Here is an 18613-nt window from a genome sequence, read left to right as displayed (position 1 = left end):
AGGGCCCGCTGCGCCGATGACGGCGCAGCGGGCCCTCGGGCGTGCCTGCGGATCGGCCCGGCTCAGGCCCGCAGGGCTGCCGGGACGACGGCGAACAGCGCCGCCGCCAGGGTGACGGAGAGGCAGAGCGCGGCCCAGCGGGCGCAGATCCGGCGGCACTCGCTGCGGTAGCGGGCGGCCAGCCGGCGGCAGCGCTCGACGGCGCGGTCGACGACCTCCTCGGCGTAGCGCAGCCGGTCCGCGGCGTAGGCCTGCTCCAGGCTCTCCCGCTCCGCGGCGGGCAGCCACGGGAACTGCCCGGCGAAGGCCCGGGCGTCCCGCTCGGCCGCCGCCACCTCGGCCTCCCAGGCGAGATAGCCCTCCAGCCGGGCGATCTCCGCCCGGGCGTTCACCCGGCCGCCCGCGACGGGCCTGCCCTGCCGAGGGGTCCGCGCTCCCGGCGGACGCTGTCTGCCACCCATGACCGCTCCTCATGTCCTGTCGAGGTGTGCTGTCGGGACGCCCTGTCGAACCGTCCCGCCGAACCGGCGCGGGAGACCGCTCCGCAACCAGGCCACTACTATCAGTGACCACCCGGGTGGGCGGGGCGACTCGCCGAGCCGCCGCGCGACTCCTCGCACCCCGCCCGGGCGGATCCGCCCGGGGTGTCGGATCCGAAAAAGTTGCGTGCCACGCACTCTTGCGCGGCACGCAGACTTCCGGCGAGAGTGGTGGTCATGACGAAGAGTCAGATCGGTCTGCGGGAACGGAAGAAGGCCGCGACCCGGGAGGCGCTGAGCTGGGCCGCGCTGCGCCTGGCGGTGGAACGGGGCCTGGAGAACGTCCGGGTGGAGGACATCGCGGCCGCCGCCGGGGTGTCGCCGCGCACCTACAACAACTACTTCTCCAGCAAGGCCGAGGCCATCGTCTCCCGGCACTGCGACCGCATCCGGCTCGTCGGCGAGGCGCTGAGCGAGCGGCCCGCGGCCGAACCCCTCTGGGAGGCGCTCACCCGGGCCACCCTCGCGCCCTTCGACGGCGCGGCCGAGCAGCCGGACCCGCGGTGGACCGCCTCGGTGCGGCTACTGCTGCGCGAACCGGCCCTCCAGGCCGAGCTGGCCCGCGCCGGCGCGGACGCCGAGGCCGGGCTCGCCGCGGCGGTCGCCGCCCGGACCGGGGCCGACCCCGGCGGCCTCCACCCCAGACTGGTCGCCGCCGGCGTCCTGGCCGCGCTCAGGGCGGCCAGCGACGTATGGCTGCGCGCCGACCCGCCGGTACCGCTGCAACCACTCCTGGCGGAGGCGCTGCGGCAGCTGGCGGCCGGCCTCCCCGAACCGTCGTCTTCCTGAACTCACCGTCGCACAGGGGGATCTACCATGACCCACGATGTCATCATCGCCGGCGCAGGCCCGAACGGACTGATGCTGGCCTGCGAACTGGCGCTGGCCGGAGTCCGGCCGGTGGTGCTGGACCGGCTGGCCGAACGTTCGTCGGAACAGAAGGCGAACGGGCTGGTCGGCCAGGTCATCCGGCTGCTGGACCACCGCGGCCTGTACGAGCGGCTCGGCGGCCCGGGCGCCCCGACCCCGGTGCCCCGCTTCGTGTTCGGCGCGTTCCCGCTGGACCTCCGGGAGCTCGACGGCAACCCGCTGTACGCCCTGCCGGTGCCGCAGCACCGGATCGAGCAGGCCCTGGAGGAGCGGGCCCGCGAACTCGGCGTGACCGTGCACCACGGCCGCGAGGTCACCGGCCTGGCCCAGGACGCGGCGGGGGTGACCGTCGAGGTCCACGGGCCGGACGGGCCGCAGCGGCTGCGCGCCCGCTACCTGGTCGGCGCCGACGGCGGCCGCAGCACCGTCCGCAAGCTGGCCGGGATCGGCTTCCCCGGGGTCACCTCACCCGACCCCGTCGCACGCATCGCCCACGTGCGCCCGCCCGAGGGGCTGCAGGTGCTCGACACCGGCGAGGTCCTGCTGCCCGGCTGCCCGACGCCGTTCCGCCCGTTCACCCACACCCGCACCGCGCACGGCGTGTTCGTGCTCGCCCCGATGGGCCCGGAACTCGCCATGATGGCCACCATGGAGTGGGCCGGCCCGCCCGTCGACGAGACCGTGCCGGCCACGCTGGACGAACTGCGCGCCAGCGTCCGCCGGGTGACCGGCGCCGACCTGCCGCTCGCCCCGGCCGACACGCCCGGCGCGCACACCCCGCGCCGCCAGGTCGGGCACAACACCCGGCTCGCCGAGCGCTACCGCGAGGGCCGGGTGCTGCTGGTCGGCGACGCCGCGCACGTGCACGCCGCCACCGGCGGTCCGGGCCTCAACCTCGGGCTCCAGGACGCCGCGAACCTCGGCTGGAAGCTGGCCGCCGACCTCCGGGGCTGGGCCCCGCCCGGCCTGCTGGACAGCTACCACCGCGAGCGGTACCCCATCGGCGAACGGGTCTTCATGCACTCGCAGGCCCAGATGGCCCTGATGTCCCCGGGCCCGGCCGTCACCGCCCTGCGCGCCCTGTTCGGCGAACTGCTCGCGTACCAGGACAACCTCGGGCGGATCGCCGCGCTCATGGCGGGCAGCGACGTCCGGTACGACACCGACTGCCCGCACCCGCTCGCCGGCGGCTTCGCGCCGGACCTCCCGCTGACCACGGCCGCCGGCCCCGCCCGGCTCGCCGAACTGGCGCGCGGCGGCCGGGCCCTGCTGCTCGACCTCGCGGAGGGCCCGCCCCGGCTCGCCGACCTCGCGGCCGGCTGGAAGGGCCGGGTGGACGTGCTCACGGCCGACTGCCCGCAACGGCCCGCCGGCGCGCTGCTGGTGCGCCCGGACGGCTACGTCGCCTGGGCCGGCGCTCCCGGGGAGGAGGATCCGGACGGGCTGCTGCGCGCGCTGCACGCCTGGTTCGGCGAACCGGACTCCGCCCGCTGCTGAGCACCCGCACCCGGACGCCCCACCGGCCCCGGTCGGGGCGGCCGGGGCCGGGGGGAGAGAATGGACCGCATGTCCCGACGTCACTCCGCGCCCCGCGCCGCCGCCGCGCCCCGGCTGCTGCCCTCCTCGCCCTGCCCCTGCGGCCTGCCCGCCGCCTACGGCGACTGCTGCGGGCGGCTGCACCGCGGCCAGACGGCTGCCACCACCGCCGAGTCCCTGATGCGCTCGCGGTACAGCGCCTTCGCCGCCCAGGACGAGGCCTACCTGCTGCGCACCTGGCACCCGGACACCCGGCCCACCGAGGTGGACTTCGACCCGGCGCTGCGCTGGACCGGCCTGGAGGTGGTGTCCACCACCGAGGGCGGCGCCTTCCACGCGGAGGGCACCGTCGCCTTCCGGGCGCACTGGACCGAGGGCCGCGAGCAGGGCGTGCTCACCGAGCACAGCCGGTTCGTCCGGCACGAGGGCGCCTGGGTGTACCTCGACGCCCTCTCGCTCGGCTGACCGTCGGGGCCCCCGACGGGCGCGCTCCTACAGGTAGTCGTCCAGCCGGCCGAGGGCGAAGCCCTGCGCGGTGACGTCGTTGACGACCTTGCGGAGCAGGTCCGGCATCGAGGCCTTCCAGAGGTCGACGCCCCGGAAGTGGGTGAGGATGATGTCGCCCGGGTGGAGCCTGCGGTCGTCGTAGCGCCACTCCATGTGGTCCGGGAAGGCCTCCTCGTTCCACAGCGGCACCGCCTGGACCCCGCAGGACGCCGCCGCGCGCAGCGTGTCGTCGTTGTACTCGCCGTACGGGGGCCGGAACAGCCGGGGGCGGACGCCGATCTGCTGCTCCAGCTGGTCCTGCTGACGGCAGATCTCGTCGCGCTGGGCGTCGTAGCCGAGGACCTTCAGGTTGCGGTGGTTGATGGTGTGGTTGTTGATCTCCACCCCCTGGGCGTGCAGGTCGCGGAAGTAGCCGTAGTTCTCGCGGGCCAGGTAGTCGGAGACGTAGGTGCTGAGCGGGATGCCGAGTTCGTCGGCCATCCGGGAGAACTCCGGGTCCTTCTCGGAGCCGTCGTCGACGGTGAGGAAGACCACCTTCTCGTCGGTCGGCACCCGGTAGACCACCGGCGGCCGCCCGTCCTTGAGCTTCACGCCCTGCGACTGGGCCAGCACCGGCCTGGTCGCCGGGCGCGGCGGCGCCTTCAGCGGCGGGGCCTGCAGGCCCCAGCGGTGCGCGGTCTCCAGGGCCGCCCGGGTTTCCGACTCCCGGCGGGCGACCGCCTCGGTGCCGGCCTCCTCCTCCTTGCGGGCCAGGCCCGGCAGCGCCGGCAGCGCCTCGGGCGGGCGGCCGACCCCGTGCTCGACGACGGGCACGGCACCCGGCGCGGGCGGGACGACGGCCGGCCGCGCGGGGTCGACCGGCCCGGCACAGCCGGCGGCGACGGCGGAGAGGCAGACGGTGGCCAGCAGGCCGGTCCGCACACCCGCCCGAGCACCGGCGCCGCGTCCCTGAATCCGCCTCAAACCCGCATTAATGCGATGATTTGATGATCTGTTCATAGACGCACTGCTCCCCCACAGCGCACCCCCGCCAATCCCCTCATCACCCGTGCGGGGCAACGACGCGCCGGGCTCCTTGCCCTTCCTTTGCCGAGCCGGCCGGGCACCCGAGCCGACCGGGCGGCCGTGCGAAACCCGATTGCGGACCGGGCCCGCGACCACCGATCATGCGCCCATGAACGACACCGCGCCCCGCACCGCCCGCCTCTGGTCCGTCGCCACGGCGGACGTCACCGCACCCGAGGCCCTGGCCCTGCTGCGCGAGTACTACTACGACGTGGCCAACCGCTACTACCGCCTGCACCTCGGCCGCGAAGGCACCCCCGAGGAACTGGAGTCGGGGCTGGCCGGCTCCCCCAGCGACGACCTCGCCGCACCGGACGGCCTCTTCCTGCTCGGCCACTACGACGGCGCGGCCCAGTCCTGCGCGGGGCTGCGCCGGCGCGACGCCGACACCGTCGAGCTGACCAGGGTGTTCGTCCGTCCCGGCCTGCGCGGCACCGGCGGCGGCGCCCGGCTGCTCGCCGCCGTCGACGAGGCCGCCCACTCGCTCGGCGCCCGGCGGATCGTCCTCGACACCCGCCTCGACCTGGTCGAGGCCCGCGCGCTCTACACGCGCCACGGCTACCGCGAGATCCCCGCCTACAGCAGCGGCCCGTACGCCCAGATCTGGTACGGCAAGGAGCTGGCCGACCGGAGCACGCCCTAACCCGCCTGCGCCAGAGCGGCCGTCAGCTCCGCCGTCGAGGGCGGGTTGGCGCCGGGGCGGGAGACGGTCAGCGCGGCGGCCGTCACCGCCTGGGTGAGGCAGCCGGCGAGGTCGGCTCCGGCCGCGCGGGCGTGCAGGAACGCCGCCGTGAAGGAGTCCCCGGCGCCGACGGTGTCGGCGACCGGCACCGGAACGGCTGCGGCCCGCGCGTGCCCGCCCCCGGCGGTGAGCGCGAACGCGCCGTCGGCGCCCAGGGTCACCGCGACCACGGCCGGGCCGAGGGCGAGCCAGCGCCGCGCGACCGCCTCCGCGTCCTCGCCGGGGTAGAGCCAGGCCAGGTCCTCGTCGCTCGCCTTGACCACGTCGCTCAGCGCCACGCAGCGCTCGACCCGCCGCACGGCCTGCGCCCGCTCGCCCATCAGCGCGGGGCGCACGTTCGGGTCGTAACTGATCTGCGCCCGGCCGCGCCACCGCTCGACCAGCGCCAGCACCGCCGCCGCGCCCGGGTCGGTGACCGCCCCGATCGAGCCGAGGTGGATCGCGCCCGGCGCTTCGGCGAGTTCGGTCGGCGGCAGCGTCCAGCCGATGTCGAAGGTGTAGCCCGCCCGCCCCTGCCCATCGAGGCGCACCACGGCCGAGGGGGTCCGCGCCACCCCGGCGGCCCGGACCACCACCCCCGCCGACTCCAGGTGCGCCCGGATCAACCGGCCGTTGGCGTCGTCCCCGAGCTGGGTGAGCAGGGTGGCCGGCCGCCCCAACCGGGCCAGGCCGTAGGCGACGTTCGCGGGGCTGCCGCCGGGGTGGACGGTGTCCGGGGCGCCATCCGTGCGGACGATGTCGGCGACGCACTCGCCGATCACCAGAACGTGCGAATCGGGGCTGGTCACGGCGGCTCCTGGCATCCGGTACGCGGGCGTCGTCTCGGCCGCCAGCCTACGGGGTGCACCCGGGCATGAAGGACGGCCGCCGGACCTGGCCAGGTTCTCCGACGGCCGTGGCCTCGTCCGTCAGGGGGCGAAGCACTTCGAACGTTAGTCAGTGCGCGACGGCCCCGCCATCGCTGTAGGCCGTCCGGGGGATGGCCACGTGTCGACGGCCGTCCGGGTGGCGGCGCCCGGCGGGCGCCCCGGTCCGCTAGGGTCCGTGCCCGGTGCGTCGCGCACGCACCGCCGCCCGGCCCCGCTCCTCACCGGGGCTCCCGGAGCCACGAGTCCCGAAGCCCCGACTCCCGCAAGCCAGGCCCCCGAGGCCACGACTCCCGAAGTGCGGTGATCGCCCTGTCCAGGCCCCGTGTCGGCCTCGTCCTCCCGCTCGTGCTCAGTGCGGTGCTGCTGTCCGCCGGCACCCCGACCGCCACCGCCGCGGACGGCCTCGGCGACCCGGTCTTCCCCTCGCTCGGCAACAGCGGGTACGACGCGCTCGCCTACGACCTGTCGTTCGACTACCGCGCCGATACCCGCACCGTCGACGCGACCGCGGTGATCACCGCCCGGCCGTCCCGCACCCTGGCGCGGCTGGAGCTGGACGCGCTGGGCCTGACCGTCCGGGCCGTCCGGGTCGACGGGCGCCCGGCGGGGTTCGCCGCCCACGACGAGAAGCTGACCATCACCCCGCCCCGGCCCCTGCACCGCGGCACCACCGCGCGGCTGACCGTCGAGTACACCGCCGACCCGCGCGCCAGGCTCCCGCACACCGGCTGGGTCCCGACCCCGGACGGCTTCGCGGTGGCCGGTCAGCCGGACAGCGCGCACACCGTCTTCCCGTGCAACGACCACCCCAGCGACAAGGCCCGGTTCACCATCGCCGTCACCGCGCCCGACGGCCTGCTGGGCGTCGCCAACGGGGAGCTGACGCAGACCCAACGGCTCGGCGGCGGCCGGACCACCCGGCGCTACGCCTCCCGCGAGCCGATGGCCACCGAGCTGGTGCAGGTCTCCGTCGGGAACTACACCGTCCGCGAGCGCACCGGCCCGCACGGCCTGCCGCTGCGCGACGTCGTCCCGACCGCCCGGGCCGCCGACCTCGAACCCGCCCTGGCGCTCACCGCCGGCCAGCTGACCTGGGCCGAGCAGCGCCTCGGGCCGTTCCCCTTCGAGACCTACGGCCTCCTGCCCGCCGACACCGACGACCCGGACGCGTTCGGCTTCACCGGCCTGGAGACCCAGACCCTCACCCTGTACAAGCCGAACTTCCTGCGCCGGCCCGAGTCCGCGATCGGCTCGCACCAGATGCACGAGCTGGTGCACTCCTGGTTCGGCGACAGCGTCTCCCCCGCCAGCTGGGCGGACCTGTGGCTCAACGAGGGGCACGCCGACTACTACGCCCTGGTCTACCGCTACGAGCGCGGCTGGCCGGACGCCTGGGGCCACACCACCCTGGTCGACCGGATGCGGGCCCTCTACGGCCTCGGCGACCAGTGGCGGCACGACTCCGGACCGGTCGCCGCTCCCAGCGCCGCCAAGCTCTTCGACAGCCAGCGCTACACCGGCGGCGCGCTGGTGCTGTTCGCGCTGCGCGAGCGGGTCGGCGCCGAGACCTTCGACCGGATCGAGCGCACCTTCCTGCGCGAGCACCGGTACAGCACCGCCACCACCCTGGACTACCTGCGCACCGCCTCCGAGGTCTCCGGCCAGGACCTCTCCGGCTTCCTCACCGACTGGCTGTACGGGCTGCGCACCCCGCCGATGCCCGGCCACCCCGACTGGACGGTCACCCCGGTGGCCTCGGCCCCGACGGCCGCCGCCCGCGGTGTCCCCACCGAGCCGCCGCGCGGCTCCGGGACGCTCTGACCCACCGCCACCCGGCCGGCCCGATCCGTGGTCCGCCGCCCCCTGCGTCCCACCCGTACGCCCCTGGCGCGCCGCATCGTGCGCCCGGACGCCCCGTGAGCGCCTCTGGCCGGACGGGCCCGACGCGGCCATCGTGGTGCCCACGGCCCGCCCGCCGCCCGGCCGAGTCCCGGCCGGCTCGCGGGCCGTCCAACCTCCCCGCGCCGGCCGACCGAAAGTCACCGCGCCCGGAAGACAACCCGGAACACCGTCCAGCACGTTCATCAGCTGTGAGTAGGACACCACGATCGCGGCCCAGCAGGCCGCCACAGCTGACAGGGACGGCGCGGACACCATGGCGGGGACGGCGGGATGAGGGATGGCACACCGGACTTCGAGGAGTTCGTCTCCGCCTGCGGCCCGAAGATGCTGCGAGTGGCCTGGCTGTTGACCGGCGACCCGCACCAGGCGGAGGATCTGCTGCAGACCGCGCTCGCCAAGATCTGGCCCAAATGGGACCGGATCTCCATCGACCGGCCCGAGGCCTACCTGCGGAAGGTGCTGGTCAACTGCAACGTCTCCTGGTGGCGCCGCCGCTGGACCGGCGAACTGCCGCACGGCGAACTGCCGGAGCCGCCGCCGGCGAGCGTGGACCCGTACGAAGGGGTGGTGCTCGGAGAGGTGGTCGCCCAGGCCGTCCGTGCCCTGCCGCCGCGCCAACGGGCCGTGGTGGTGCTGCGCTTCTTCGAGGACCTCAGCGTCGAGGAGACCGCCGAGGTCCTGGGCTGCAGCACCGGCACGGTCAAGAGCCAGACGCACCGCGCGCTCGCCGCGCTGCGCGGCCGGCTGCCGGCCCGGGAACTGCTGCTGGCGGGAGGACCCAGTGATCGGTACTGACCTGCTGGACCCGGACGACCCGAGGCCGGACGGCGGTGAGGGCGAGGAGCTGCGGGTCCTGCTCCACCAGGCCGTACCGGAGCTCGCCACGCCCGAGGACCGGATGGAACGGGTACGCGCCCGCGCCATCGGCACCCGACGCCGACGGCGGGCCGCCGGGCTCGGGGCCGGACTGACCGCAGGGCTGGTCGCCGCAGCGCTCGCCGCCGCGCCCGCGATCGCGCCCACGCCGGAGCACGGGGTGGCGGCGGGGCCGAGCATGGCGGCCGGACCGGCCGAGACGGTGCCGGGCGGGGAACCGCCCGTTCCGACGGACGGCGCCAGCGCGACACCGACCACGGTGCCGACGTCCCGGTCGCAGGTCCACTTCTCGTCGTACCCGGACGTGGTGCTCGACCTGCCGAGCGGCTGGTACAGCCAGAGCACCTTCAACGGCGACCCCCGGAACGGCATCGGCTACCTGGCCACCGGGCCGATCAGCCCCGCGTCCCCCTGCCGGACGGCGGGCATCACCTGCCCGTCCGACTCGCTGCTGCCCGCCGACGGCGCCCTCCTCACCCTCCGGTTGGTGGACCAACCGGACCTGGTGGGGAAGTTCACCACCTCATCGGCCGTCACCTCCGACGTCGCGCTCGACAAGGAATGCCTCTCCCTCGGCGGCACCCGCGAGCTCATCGGCAATCGGGCCCTCGCCCGGACCGGCACGCTGGTGCTGATCCGGCTGACGGCCTGCCTGCGGGAGCCGTCGCACCTGACGATCCAGCAGGTGCAGCAGGTGCTGGACTCGATCCGGACCGCCGAGGGGAGCACTCCCTCGTCGAGGGCGACCCGCTGAGAACCGGCCGGGCTGGCCGGGCCTCCCGGGCAGACCTGGCCGACCTGGCCGACCTGGGTCCAGTGTCAGTGGCTCCTGCTAGCGTCCCGAGCACGATCAGAGAACGGGGGTCCTCTCATGGGTGGCGAGCAGCGACGGGCAGGTGCCGGGGTCTGCGACCGGTGGACGGCGCGGTGGTACGGCGCGGGCGGCGGGGCGGCCCTGCGCGGTGCGGGCGCCCGGCCGATCACCGTCGGGCCGATACCCGGGGTCGGGCCGGTCTCCTCGGGCGCCGCCGGGCGGGCGTTCCACCGGTCCTGACCCGGCCGTGACACGGCGGTGCGGGCCCGGCTGCCGTGCCGGGCCCGCACCGGGCGGGTCAGTACCAGGGGGTCAGTACCTGGCGGGTCAGTACCGCAGGACGGCCGCGATGTGGCCGCGGGCGTCGAGTTCGCCGGTGGGGACGAACTGCACCTTGGCACCGGTGTCGAGGGCGCGCTCCACGATCTCGTCGACCATGTCCTCGCGGACGTCGGGCTCACCGGCCGCCGCCGGGACGAGGTGGTTGTCGGTCACCCGGACGGGCTGCCAGTAGTCCTCCTCCACCGCGACCAGCGCGGCGCGGCCCTCGGCGACGGTCTGCCAGACCTCGTCGATGCCGGCGGCCAGGCCCTTCACGCCCTGGGCCTGGTCGAGGCGCTCGTGGAGCTCGGTGACGGCCCTGCTGGCCTGCTCGGCGACCGTGGACCGGACGGCCTCGGCCACCGCGGCGGCGGCGGCGTGGCCGAGGCCGCCGTGCGAGACCTGGGCGGTGGCCCGCTTGGCAGCGGTGCCGACCTCGTCGAGCAGGGAGATCGCGGCGGCCTCGCCGAGCACGTACAGCGGGCGGTTGTCGGCCTCCAGCACGGCGGCCAGCGCGGTGTCGGCCGAACGCAGGAAGCGGCGGGTCTCCTCGTCGCGGAAGGTGCTCGGTACGTCCCCGATCCGCTCCTTGCGCTCGACGTCCCAGTCCGGCGGAACCTGGTCGAGCGGGAAGGCGGCACCCGTGTGCTCGGCCAGGTGCGTCCCGCTGCCGCTGAACAGGGCGACCCGGTCGGCGGCGACGGTCAGCACCCAGTAGGGCGCACCGGCGGTGTAGGCGGAGACCAGGTTGCGGGTCAGGAAGGTCTCGGACAGCACGACCCGGGAGGGCACCGGGCGCGGCAGGGACCACACCTGGTGCTCGCCGGGGGCGGCGAAGATCACCAGGCCGTCCTCGGCGTGCACGAGGTCGACCTCGGTGAGCGCGCGGTCCAGCTGCTCGACGACGTCCAGCCGGTCGGCCCGGCTGACCGCCTCGTCGGCGTGCAGCCGGTTCTTCGCCTCGGCGACGAGGTTGCGCAGGCGGACCGGGTCCTGGGTGTTGTCGGGCTCGCTGCGGTGGGTGGGCAGCAGAACGGAGACGGCCGGGTAGCGCCGGGGGCGGCGCAGCTCGGCGAGGACGGCTGGCGTGAGTTCGGCTGCGTGCATCGGGTGCCCTTCGTGTCGCGGTGGGGGGGTCCTGGTCGATGAGACCGACGTCGATGAGACCGAAAGTGTGGTGATTCAACCGATTTGCCGGAATCATTCCCGACCCCTCCCCATCCCACCGCCCTCCCACGCCTCCCGCCACCGGAAAAGGCTCGGGGCCCGACAGCCCGTCCGGTGCCCGTGGCCTCGACCGCACGGCCACGGACGAGGGAATCCACCACCGTCCTCGTAACCCGACCGGCGGATCGTCGTTGGACCCGCCATGAAGAAGCGCAGCATGCTCGCCGTCGCCTCGCTCGCCGTGGGTTTCGTGGCCTCGCTCACCGCACCGAGTGCACACGCCAGTGCGGTCGGGGGGCAGGACGGACTGTCCGGATCCCTGACCAGTGCGCCGGACGCGTTGCCGGGGCAGGTCGGGGACGCGGGCGGCGTGGTCGGGGAGGCGACCGGGTACGTGACGGGCTCGGCCGACGGACTGGTCGGGGTCACCCCCGCATAGCTCGCAGCGGCGTGGTGTCAGGGCAGCGCGGCGGCGCGGTGTCAGGGCAGTGCGGCGTCAGGGCAGCTGGGCGCCGAGGTCCTGGGTCCAGTAGGTGCCGGCGGGGCCGGTGGCCAGGCCGATGCCGACGTCCTTGAAGCCGCAGTCCAGCATGTTGGTCTGGTGGATGCCGCCGTCCATCCAGTGGGCGACCACCGTGGCGGGGGACGTCGGACCCCGGTCGAGGTTCTCGCCCCACTGGGACCAGCGGTAGCCGACCGCCGTCAGCCGGGCGTCGGTGCGGACGCCGTCCGGGTTGACGTGGTCGAAGAAGCCACGGGCGACCATGTCGTCGGCGTGCTTCTGGGCGGCCGCGTGCAGCCGGGGGTCGATCCGCAGGGGGGCGCAGCCCACCTTGCCGCGTTCGGCGTTGACGAGGTCGACGAGTTGGCGCTCCGGGCTGGGTGGCGGCGGGGCCACCGACCGGGTGGCGGTGGGTGACGGCGTGGCCGTCGGCGTCTCGCTGGGGGTCGGCGTGGGCGTGGCCGTCAGGGTGACCGGGGCGGCGGCCGGGGTCGCGGCGGGCACCGGGGCGGCGGGAGCGGCGGCCGGGGTGGTGGGAGCGGGGGTCGCCTCCCTCGGGGTGTCGGCGGGGTGCGACCAGACCAGGGCGAGGGTGGTGACGGTCACCACCGCCACCGCACCGCTCGCCAGGACGGCCTTGCGCGCGGCGGTCCCGGCCCAGCCCGCATGGGTGCTCGCGGCGGTCGGGGCGGTGGCGGCGACGGTGGCCGCGGTGTGCTGGAAGTGCAGCAGCGCGGGCGAGCCGAGCGGGATCGGCACCAGGGCGAGGCCGGCCAGCAGTCCCTCGGCGGGGAAGAGGTCGCGGCCGAGGCGGTCGCAGGTGGCGCAGCCGCGGATGTGGCGGGCGATGCGCTTGCGCCACACGGAGTTGGGGGTGCCGTCGAAACCGGTGGTGACGTCGGCGAGTTCGGGGCAGCGGGGGTAGGCGCCGAGGGCGCGGACGACGATCCGGCCGGCTTCGAGCTGCTTCTTCATCCGCTGCACCCGGACGGCGGTGTGCTGCGGGGTCAGGTCGAGGGCTTCGGCCAGTTCGGCGCGGGTGAGTTCGCCGCTGGCCTCCAGCCACCAGAGGGCGAGGAGTTCGCGGTCGTCGGGGTCGAGCCAGCGGGTGGCCTCGGCGACTTCCCGGCGCTGGCCGGAGAGGCCGAGGCGCAGGACGGTGAGGTCGGTGAAGTCGGCCCTGGGGTCGGCGAGTTCCCAGGTCTCGTCGAGGCCGCCGACGGTGGGCTGCTGCTGGCCGGCGGCGTGGCGACGACGGATCTGGTTCATCGTGATGGCGACCAGCCAGGAGCGGAAGGACTCCGGCTCGCGCAGCCCGTCCAGGCCGTCCAGGGCGCGGATCATGGTCTCCTGGGCGACGTCGTCGACGTCGGCGTGACCGTCCAGGGCGCGCCCGGCGACGTTGTAGACGAGCGGCAGCCAGGCGGCGACCAGCGCCTCCTGGGCCTGCCGGTCGCCCGCCTGGGCCGCGCGTACCAGGGTGGTCCCGGTCCTGTTCTGCACGTCAGCGTTCATGGTCCGCACTCCGTCTTGCCGTGTTCCGTTCGCCGCTGCCTCCTCGGAGACCTGTGGTGAGTGATCAGATAACAACAATTTGCGCGGAATCGGAAAACGGACCCTGCCGGAGGGCCGGTCAGGCCGGGGCGGCGAAGACCTGGGTCCACCAGGGGCCGCCGGAACCGGTCCGCACACCGACCCCGAGCTGCTTGAACGCGCAGTTCAGGATGTTCGCACGGTGACCGGGGCTGTTCATCCAGGAATCCATCACCGCGGCCGGGTCCTTCTGGCCGCGGGCGATGTTCTCGCCCCAGGTGCTCCAGCGGTAGCCGGTCGCCTCTATGCGGTGGTCGGCGTGGTCGCCGTCGGGGCTGGCGTGGTCGAAGTAGTTGCGGTCCGCCATGTCGTCGCTGTGCGACTGGGCTGCGCCGGCCAGCCGGGGCTCGGCGCTGACCGGGCCGCAGCCGGCCTTGGCGCGTTCGACGTTGACCAGGTCGACGACCTGCTGGGCGGAGGAGGGCGCGGCGCCGCCGCCGACCGGGGTGCGCACCGAGGCGCTCGTGGGGGCGGGGGCGCCGGTGCGCTGCGCGGCGGCCGGGGTGCCGGTGGGCTTGGCGGGAGCCGGAGCGGGAGCGGTCGCGGGCGTGCTCGGGCTCGCCTTCCCGGTGGCCGTCGGGGTCGGCGTCGCGGTCGCCGGAGCCGTCGGGGACGCCGGGGCGGCGGGGGTGGTCGCGGCGGCACTGGTCGGTGCCGGTGCCGGGTCGGTGGCGGTCGGGGTGACCGGCGGCGCGGCGACGTCGGGGCCCGCTCCCCCGGCGCCGGGGACCTGGATGCCGTCGTGGGTACCGGCCTCGGCTGCTATCAGGGCGGCGTCCGCCGCCAGCGCCTGGCCGGTGGCGTCCCGGTCGACCTGCTTGCCGCCGTAGGCCGCGTAGCCGGCGCCGACCAGGGCGGCGAGCAGTCCGGTGCCGGCCACGGCGGCGGCGACGGCGGCGACCGGGCCGACCGGACCGCGCCGTCGGGCCCGGCGGCTCCGGCCTCCGGGGCGTTCCGTGTGCCGCTGGGCGGCCCGGCGCGCGGCGCGGCCGCCGGGTCGGCCGGAGGCTCCGCTCCGTGCACCGCTCTCGGCACCGTTCGCCGGGAGGATGGTCGTCCTGTCGTCGCTGTTCACGTGCCCACGCTTTCTGTCCGGGTCGGCGGGTCGGGTGCCGACACCTGGGAGACCGCCCGGCGGCGCGCCGATAACAGAAAGTCCGAACGAATGTCCGGCGACAGGGGTGCGGGCCCGGTCGCGGCCGCACCCGGGGCACGGTCCCCAGGCCGCACCCGGGGCACGCCCTCAGGCCGCCCGGCCGCGGGTCACGGGGCGTCCGGGGCCATGTCGTAGGTGACGAACATCGTCCGGGTGGCGACCTGGTCGTACTTGCTGCGGGCGCGGTGGTTGTCGTCGGCGGTGATCCAGCGGACGGTGTTCCAGCCGCGCTCGGCGGCGATCGCCCGCAGCCGGGCCAGCAGCTGGTCCACCGCGCCGCCGCCGCGCACCTCGGGCGCGACGAACAGGTCGTCGAGGAAGCCCCCGCCGGCGCCGTGCAGGGGGCGGGCGAAGGGGCGGTAGTGGGCGAGTCCGACCGGCGTGCCGTCGCCGTCGCGGACCAGCAGGCCCTCCAGTTCGTGGTCCGGGTCGTGGAGCCAGGACCAGACCAGTTCGGCCTTCTCCTCCGGCATCGGCACCCGGTAGAACGCGCAGTAGCCGCGGAAGAGTTCGCGCCAGGCGGGGTAGTCGGCGCGCTCCGGCGCGCCGATGCTCCAGCGGGTCGTGGTGGTCAACTCGGTCTCCCTCGATCGGGCGGGCCCCGGGATCGCCGGGCCGCGGTGTGGCGCCAGCATGACGGGCCGTCGGCTCCGAGCCGAGCTCCACCACGGCCAAGACCGGCCGCCCGCGCACTCCACTCCGGCGCGGTACGGGCGCGCCGCCCGCCGTGCGGCGGCCGGTCGGGTGACCGATCCTGGACGCCCGGCCACGCACCACCCGAGGAGCGCCATGCGGCTGCGGCACCTGGCCCGGACGTCCCGCGCCGTCGCCGCCGAGCCCGGGCGGCGGGCCAAGACGGCGCTGCTCGCGGACTGCCTGCGCGCACTGGGCCCGGCCGAGGCCCCGGCGGCCGTGGGCCTGCTGTCGGGCGAGTCGCAGCGGCTGCGCACCGGCGTCGGCCCGGCGGCCCTGCGCGACCTGCCGCCGCCCGCCGCCGAGGCCTCGCTCGGCGTCCGGGAGACCGAACGGGAGCTGGAGCGGATCGCCGGGGTGCACGGTCCCGGCGCGCAGGCCGAGCGGCGGCGGCTGCTGGCCGGGCTGTTCGCCCGGGCGACCGAGGTCGAGCAGGCGTTCCTGCGCGCGGTGCTGGTCGGCGAGCTGCGCCAGGGCGCGCTGGACGCGCTGGTCGGCGACGCCGTCGCCCAGGCGGCCGGGGTACCCGCGGCGGCGGTGCGCCGGGCGCTGATGTTCCGCGGCTCCGCCCGGGCGGTGGCGGAGGCGGCGCTGACCGGCGGGGCGCCCGCGCTGGCCGCGTTCCGGCTGGAGGTGGGCCGGGCGGTGCGGCCGATGCTGGCCGCCTCCGCGCCCGACGTGGCCTCGGCGCTGGAGCGCACCGGCCCGGCCGCCCTGGAGTGGAAGCTGGACGGCGTCCGGGTGCAGGTGCACCGGGACGGCGCGGAGGTCGCGGTGTTCACCCGCGGCCTGGACGACATCACCGCGCGCGTCCCCGAGGTGGCCGAGGCGGCGCTCGCGCTGCCGCTGCGCTCGGCGGTGCTGGACGGCGAGGCGATCGCGCTCGGGCCCGACGGGCGGCCGCGCCCCTTCCAGGAGACCGCCGCGCGCACCGCCTCCCGACGGGATCCGGAGCGGCTGCGCGCCGAAGTCCCGCTCAGCGCCTTCTTCTTCGACCTGCTGCACCGGGACGGCGAGGACCTGGTGGACCGCCCCGGCCGGGAGCGGTGGGCGGCGCTGGACGAGGCGGTGCCGGAGGGCCTGCGGGTGCCCCGCACCGAGACCGGGGACGGCGAGCGGGCACTGGCGTTCTTCCGCGAGACCCTGGCCCGCGGTCACGAGGGCGTCCTGGTCAAGGACCCGGCGGCCGGGTACGCGGCCGGGCGGCGCGGCGCCGGCTGGATCAAGGTGAAGCCCCGGCACACCCTGGACCTGGTGGTGCTGGCCGCCGAGTGGGGCAGCGGCCGGCGGCGCGGGCTGCTCAGCAATCTACACCTGGGCGCCCGGGCGGCGGGCGAGCCCGGGCTGGGCCCGTGGGTGATGCTCGGCAAGACCTTCAAGGGCCTCACCGACGAGACGCTCGCCTGGCAGACCGCCGAACTCCTCGCCCGCGAGAGCGGGCGGGACGACTGGACGGTGCGGGTCCGGCCGGAACTGGTCGTCGAGATCGCCTTCGACGGTCTCCAGCGCAGCCCCCGCTACCCGGCGGGGCTGGCCCTGCGGTTCGCCCGGGTGGTGCGCTACCGGCCGGACAAGGGCGCGGCCGAGGCCGACACCGTCGCCACCGTCCGGGAGATTGCCGCCGCCGAGGGGCTGTGAGCCGTCCTTTGGCGGAGTAACGTCAATTTCAAACCCCTTTGCGGCGGCGCTGGACCGGCTCCGAACCGAATCGGCCATTCTGGACGATCCCCGCATCGCCCCTCCGTGGACGCAAGGGTGGCGGTTAGGTTGGCAATGACAACGAGAGGCGGCCGCCGGACGCCCGGCGCCGCACTGGCGAGAGGTGCTCGACCATGAAGGTGAGCGTCGACCGGGACCGCTGCTGCAGTTCCGGGATGTGCGTCCTGAACGCTCCGGAGATCTTCGACCAGGACGAGCAGGACAGTCTGGTGGTCCTCCGTCAGACCGAGTTCAAGCCACCGCAGTTCGCCGTGCTGAGGCTCGCCGCCGAGCTCTGCCCGGGCGGCGCGATCACCGTCACCGAGGAGGACTCCGCCGAGGACGCCGGCTGACGCCCCCACCGGCTCCCGACGGTCCCCCGCCCGCGCCGACCCCGGCCACCGTGACGGCCGCCGCTCCCGGCCGCCGTCGCGCGAGCCGGCGGCCCCGGCGCCATCCCACCCACCCGAGGACATCGCGACGCAAGGAGACCCCACCTTGACGAGCACACCCACCGCCCGGACCTTCCCGATGCCCGCCCCGCGCGACGCCGGCTGTCCGTTCAGCCCGCCGCCCGCCTACACCGAGGCCGCCGCGACGGCGCCCATCACCCGCGCCGACCTGCCCGGCGGCGAGTCCTGCTGGCTGGCCACCGGCTACGCCGAGGTCCGCACCATCCTGTCCGACCGCCGGTTCAGCGCGGACGCCCGCCACCCGGGGTTCCCGATGCTGGTGCCCGGCCGCCGGGAGGCCCTCCTCGCCAACCCGAGCTTCCTGCGGCTCGACGACCCCGAGCACGCCCGGCAGCGCCGGATGGTCACCGGCGACTTCCTGGTCAAGCGGGTCGAGGCGATGCGCCCCGGCATCCAGCAGATCGTCGACGAGGCGCTCGACCGGATGACCGACGGCCGGACCGAGGCCGACCTGGTCGCCGACTTCGCGCTGCCCGTCCCCTCGCTGGTGATCTGCCTGCTGCTCGGCGTCCCGTACGAGGACCGGGACCGCTTCCAGGGCCTCAGCCGGACCCTGCTCAACAAGCACAGCTCGGCCGAGGAGGTCCAGGCCGCCTCGGACGAACTGCGCGAGTACCTGGGCGGCCTGGCCGCCCGCAAGCGGGAGGAGCCGGGCGACGACATACTCAGCCGGCTCGCCGTCCGGGACGACCTCACGCCGGACGAGGTCGCCACGACCGGCATCCTGCTGCTGATAGCCGGGCACGAGACGACCGCGAACATGATCTCGCTCTCCACCGCCCTGCTCCTCGACCAGCCCGAGCAGATCGCCAGGCTGGCCGACCCGGCCACGCTGCCCGGCGCCGTCGAGGAACTGCTGCGCCACCTGACCATCGTGGACCACGGCCTGCCCCGGGTCGCGCTGGAGGACGTCGAGCTGGGCGGCACCGTGATCAGGGCCGGGGAGGGCGTGATCGCGCTGATCTCCACCGCCAACCAGGACGAGGAGATGTTCGGCGGCGCCGACCTGCGGCCGACCGACCAGCTCGACCTCGACCGGGACGCCCGGCGGCACATGGCCTTCGGCTTCGGCGTGCACCAGTGCCTCGGGCAGCCGCTCGCCCGCGCCGAGCTCCAGATCGCCCTGGCCACCCTGTTCCGACGGCTGCCCGGCCTGCGGCCGGCGGCCACCGGGGAGGGCCGGAAGTTCCGCTCGGAGGCGTTCATCTACGGAATGCGGTCGCTGCCCGTCACCTGGTGACGGCCGTCGAACGGAGGGCGGGGCCGGCCGGCGACTAGCCCGTTCGGCTG

The 18613-nt window shown here is 75.5% G+C and carries 18 protein-coding genes; 11 read left to right on the top strand and 7 right to left on the bottom strand.

The window, feature by feature from the left end:
• Nucleotides 1-62 precede the first annotated feature (62 nt).
• Nucleotides 63-461, bottom strand: coding sequence for a cytochrome C oxidase subunit I (locus ACFVTF_RS35175; RefSeq protein ID WP_350881931.1), 399 nt, complete (start codon nt 459-461; stop codon nt 63-65).
• A gap of 255 nt (nt 462-716) precedes the next feature.
• Between ACFVTF_RS35175 and ACFVTF_RS35170 the strand changes: the two genes are divergently transcribed.
• From ACFVTF_RS35170 to ACFVTF_RS35160, 3 genes are all read left to right on the top strand, one after another.
• Complete coding sequence (locus tag ACFVTF_RS35170; RefSeq protein WP_387818072.1) at nt 717-1328, top strand: TetR family transcriptional regulator; 612 nt, start codon at nt 717-719, stop codon at nt 1326-1328.
• Between the two features lie 27 nt (nt 1329-1355).
• Complete coding sequence (locus tag ACFVTF_RS35165; RefSeq protein ID WP_387818071.1) at nt 1356-2906, top strand: FAD-dependent monooxygenase; 1551 nt, start codon at nt 1356-1358, stop codon at nt 2904-2906.
• Between the two features lie 69 nt (nt 2907-2975).
• Nucleotides 2976-3410, top strand: coding sequence for a YchJ family protein (locus tag ACFVTF_RS35160; RefSeq protein WP_387818070.1), 435 nt, complete (start codon nt 2976-2978; stop codon nt 3408-3410).
• Nucleotides 3411-3437: 27 nt separating this feature from the next.
• On the opposite strand, the gene ACFVTF_RS35155 is transcribed toward ACFVTF_RS35160, so the two are convergent.
• A complete protein-coding gene (locus ACFVTF_RS35155) occupies nt 3438-4415 on the bottom strand; it encodes a polysaccharide deacetylase family protein (protein WP_387818069.1) in 978 nt (325 codons plus the stop codon).
• A gap of 211 nt (nt 4416-4626) precedes the next feature.
• Between ACFVTF_RS35155 and ACFVTF_RS35150 the strand changes: the two genes are divergently transcribed.
• Complete coding sequence (locus ACFVTF_RS35150) at nt 4627-5160, top strand: GNAT family N-acetyltransferase (RefSeq protein WP_387818068.1); 534 nt, start codon at nt 4627-4629, stop codon at nt 5158-5160.
• Here the strand turns inward: ACFVTF_RS35150 and ACFVTF_RS35145 are convergent.
• On the bottom strand, nt 5157-6047 hold the full coding sequence (locus ACFVTF_RS35145) for a carbohydrate kinase (protein ID WP_387818067.1): 891 nt from the start codon (nt 6045-6047) through the stop codon (nt 5157-5159). The genes ACFVTF_RS35150 and ACFVTF_RS35145 overlap by 4 nt on opposite strands.
• A gap of 390 nt (nt 6048-6437) precedes the next feature.
• On the opposite strand from ACFVTF_RS35145, the gene ACFVTF_RS35140 reads away from it, so the two are divergent.
• The 3 genes from ACFVTF_RS35140 to ACFVTF_RS35130 all read left to right on the top strand — a co-directional run bounded on the left by ACFVTF_RS35140 (nt 6438) and on the right by ACFVTF_RS35130 (nt 9660).
• On the top strand, nt 6438-7949 hold the full coding sequence (locus ACFVTF_RS35140) for a M1 family metallopeptidase (RefSeq protein WP_387818074.1): 1512 nt from the start codon (nt 6438-6440) through the stop codon (nt 7947-7949).
• Between the two features lie 351 nt (nt 7950-8300).
• The gene (locus ACFVTF_RS35135) at nt 8301-8825 is read left to right on the top strand and encodes a SigE family RNA polymerase sigma factor (RefSeq protein WP_371515637.1); all 525 of its coding nucleotides are present in this window, start codon (nt 8301-8303) and stop codon (nt 8823-8825) included.
• A complete protein-coding gene (locus tag ACFVTF_RS35130) occupies nt 8812-9660 on the top strand; it encodes a hypothetical protein (protein ID WP_387818066.1) in 849 nt (282 codons plus the stop codon). The genes ACFVTF_RS35135 and ACFVTF_RS35130 overlap by 14 nt, the downstream gene beginning before the upstream one ends.
• Nucleotides 9661-10047: 387 nt before the next feature.
• Here the strand turns inward: ACFVTF_RS35130 and ACFVTF_RS35125 are convergent, their stop codons facing one another.
• Nucleotides 10048-11148, bottom strand: coding sequence for a chemotaxis protein (locus ACFVTF_RS35125; protein ID WP_387818065.1), 1101 nt, complete (start codon nt 11146-11148; stop codon nt 10048-10050).
• A gap of 262 nt (nt 11149-11410) precedes the next feature.
• On the opposite strand from ACFVTF_RS35125, the gene ACFVTF_RS35120 reads away from it, so the two are divergent.
• Nucleotides 11411-11647 (top strand): hypothetical protein, encoded by a 237-nt coding sequence (locus ACFVTF_RS35120; protein WP_363585617.1) that lies wholly within the window; start codon nt 11411-11413, stop codon nt 11645-11647.
• Nucleotides 11648-11704: 57 nt separating this feature from the next.
• On the opposite strand, the gene ACFVTF_RS35115 is transcribed toward ACFVTF_RS35120, so the two are convergent.
• The 3 genes from ACFVTF_RS35115 to ACFVTF_RS35105 all read right to left on the bottom strand — a co-directional run bounded on the left by ACFVTF_RS35115 (nt 11705) and on the right by ACFVTF_RS35105 (nt 15034).
• Complete coding sequence (locus ACFVTF_RS35115; protein ID WP_387818064.1) at nt 11705-13225, bottom strand: sigma-70 family RNA polymerase sigma factor; 1521 nt, start codon at nt 13223-13225, stop codon at nt 11705-11707.
• Nucleotides 13226-13343: 118 nt separating this feature from the next.
• Nucleotides 13344-14378, bottom strand: coding sequence for a CAP domain-containing protein (locus ACFVTF_RS35110; protein WP_387818063.1), 1035 nt, complete (start codon nt 14376-14378; stop codon nt 13344-13346).
• A 188-nt stretch (nt 14379-14566) separates the two neighbouring features.
• Nucleotides 14567-15034: a GNAT family N-acetyltransferase gene (locus tag ACFVTF_RS35105; protein ID WP_387818062.1), complete on the bottom strand. Its 468-nt coding sequence runs from the start codon at nt 15032-15034 to the stop codon at nt 14567-14569.
• Nucleotides 15035-15248: 214 nt separating this feature from the next.
• Between ACFVTF_RS35105 and ACFVTF_RS35100 the strand changes: the two genes are divergently transcribed.
• The 3 genes from ACFVTF_RS35100 to ACFVTF_RS35090 all read left to right on the top strand — a co-directional run bounded on the left by ACFVTF_RS35100 (nt 15249) and on the right by ACFVTF_RS35090 (nt 18563).
• Complete coding sequence (locus tag ACFVTF_RS35100) at nt 15249-16790, top strand: ATP-dependent DNA ligase (protein ID WP_387818061.1); 1542 nt, start codon at nt 15249-15251, stop codon at nt 16788-16790.
• Nucleotides 16791-16984: 194 nt separating this feature from the next.
• A complete protein-coding gene (locus tag ACFVTF_RS35095; RefSeq protein ID WP_363587319.1) occupies nt 16985-17203 on the top strand; it encodes a ferredoxin in 219 nt (72 codons plus the stop codon).
• Between the two features lie 145 nt (nt 17204-17348).
• Complete coding sequence (locus ACFVTF_RS35090) at nt 17349-18563, top strand: cytochrome P450 (protein WP_387818060.1); 1215 nt, start codon at nt 17349-17351, stop codon at nt 18561-18563.
• Nucleotides 18564-18613: the final 50 nt, after the last annotated feature.

Source organism: Kitasatospora sp. NPDC057940, from assembly GCF_042887425.1.
GTDB lineage: Bacteria > Actinomycetota > Actinomycetes > Streptomycetales > Streptomycetaceae > Kitasatospora.
Note: the sequence above shows the minus strand (reverse complement) of the source record. Positions and strands in the feature narration are given on the sequence as shown.

Bases quoted from the DNA above. Each gene is read 5' to 3' on its own strand.
- ACFVTF_RS35115 (WP_387818064.1), bottom strand. From the start codon at position 13,225: ATGAACGCTGACGTGCAGAACAGGACCGGGACCACCCTGGTACGCGCG.
- ACFVTF_RS35175 (WP_350881931.1), bottom strand. From the start codon at position 461: ATGGGTGGCAGACAGCGTCCGCCGGGAGCGCGGACCCCTCGGCAGGGC.
- ACFVTF_RS35095 (WP_363587319.1), top strand. From the start codon at position 16,985: ATGAAGGTGAGCGTCGACCGGGACCGCTGCTGCAGTTCCGGGATGTGC.
- ACFVTF_RS35120 (WP_363585617.1), top strand. From the start codon at position 11,411: ATGAAGAAGCGCAGCATGCTCGCCGTCGCCTCGCTCGCCGTGGGTTTC.
- ACFVTF_RS35160 (WP_387818070.1), top strand. From the start codon at position 2,976: ATGTCCCGACGTCACTCCGCGCCCCGCGCCGCCGCCGCGCCCCGGCTG.
- ACFVTF_RS35165 (WP_387818071.1), top strand. From the start codon at position 1,356: ATGACCCACGATGTCATCATCGCCGGCGCAGGCCCGAACGGACTGATG.
- ACFVTF_RS35150 (WP_387818068.1), top strand. From the start codon at position 4,627: ATGAACGACACCGCGCCCCGCACCGCCCGCCTCTGGTCCGTCGCCACG.
- ACFVTF_RS35170 (WP_387818072.1), top strand. From the start codon at position 717: ATGACGAAGAGTCAGATCGGTCTGCGGGAACGGAAGAAGGCCGCGACC.
- ACFVTF_RS35125 (WP_387818065.1), bottom strand. From the start codon at position 11,148: ATGCACGCAGCCGAACTCACGCCAGCCGTCCTCGCCGAGCTGCGCCGC.
- ACFVTF_RS35100 (WP_387818061.1), top strand. From the start codon at position 15,249: ATGCGGCTGCGGCACCTGGCCCGGACGTCCCGCGCCGTCGCCGCCGAG.
- ACFVTF_RS35135 (WP_371515637.1), top strand. From the start codon at position 8,301: ATGAGGGATGGCACACCGGACTTCGAGGAGTTCGTCTCCGCCTGCGGC.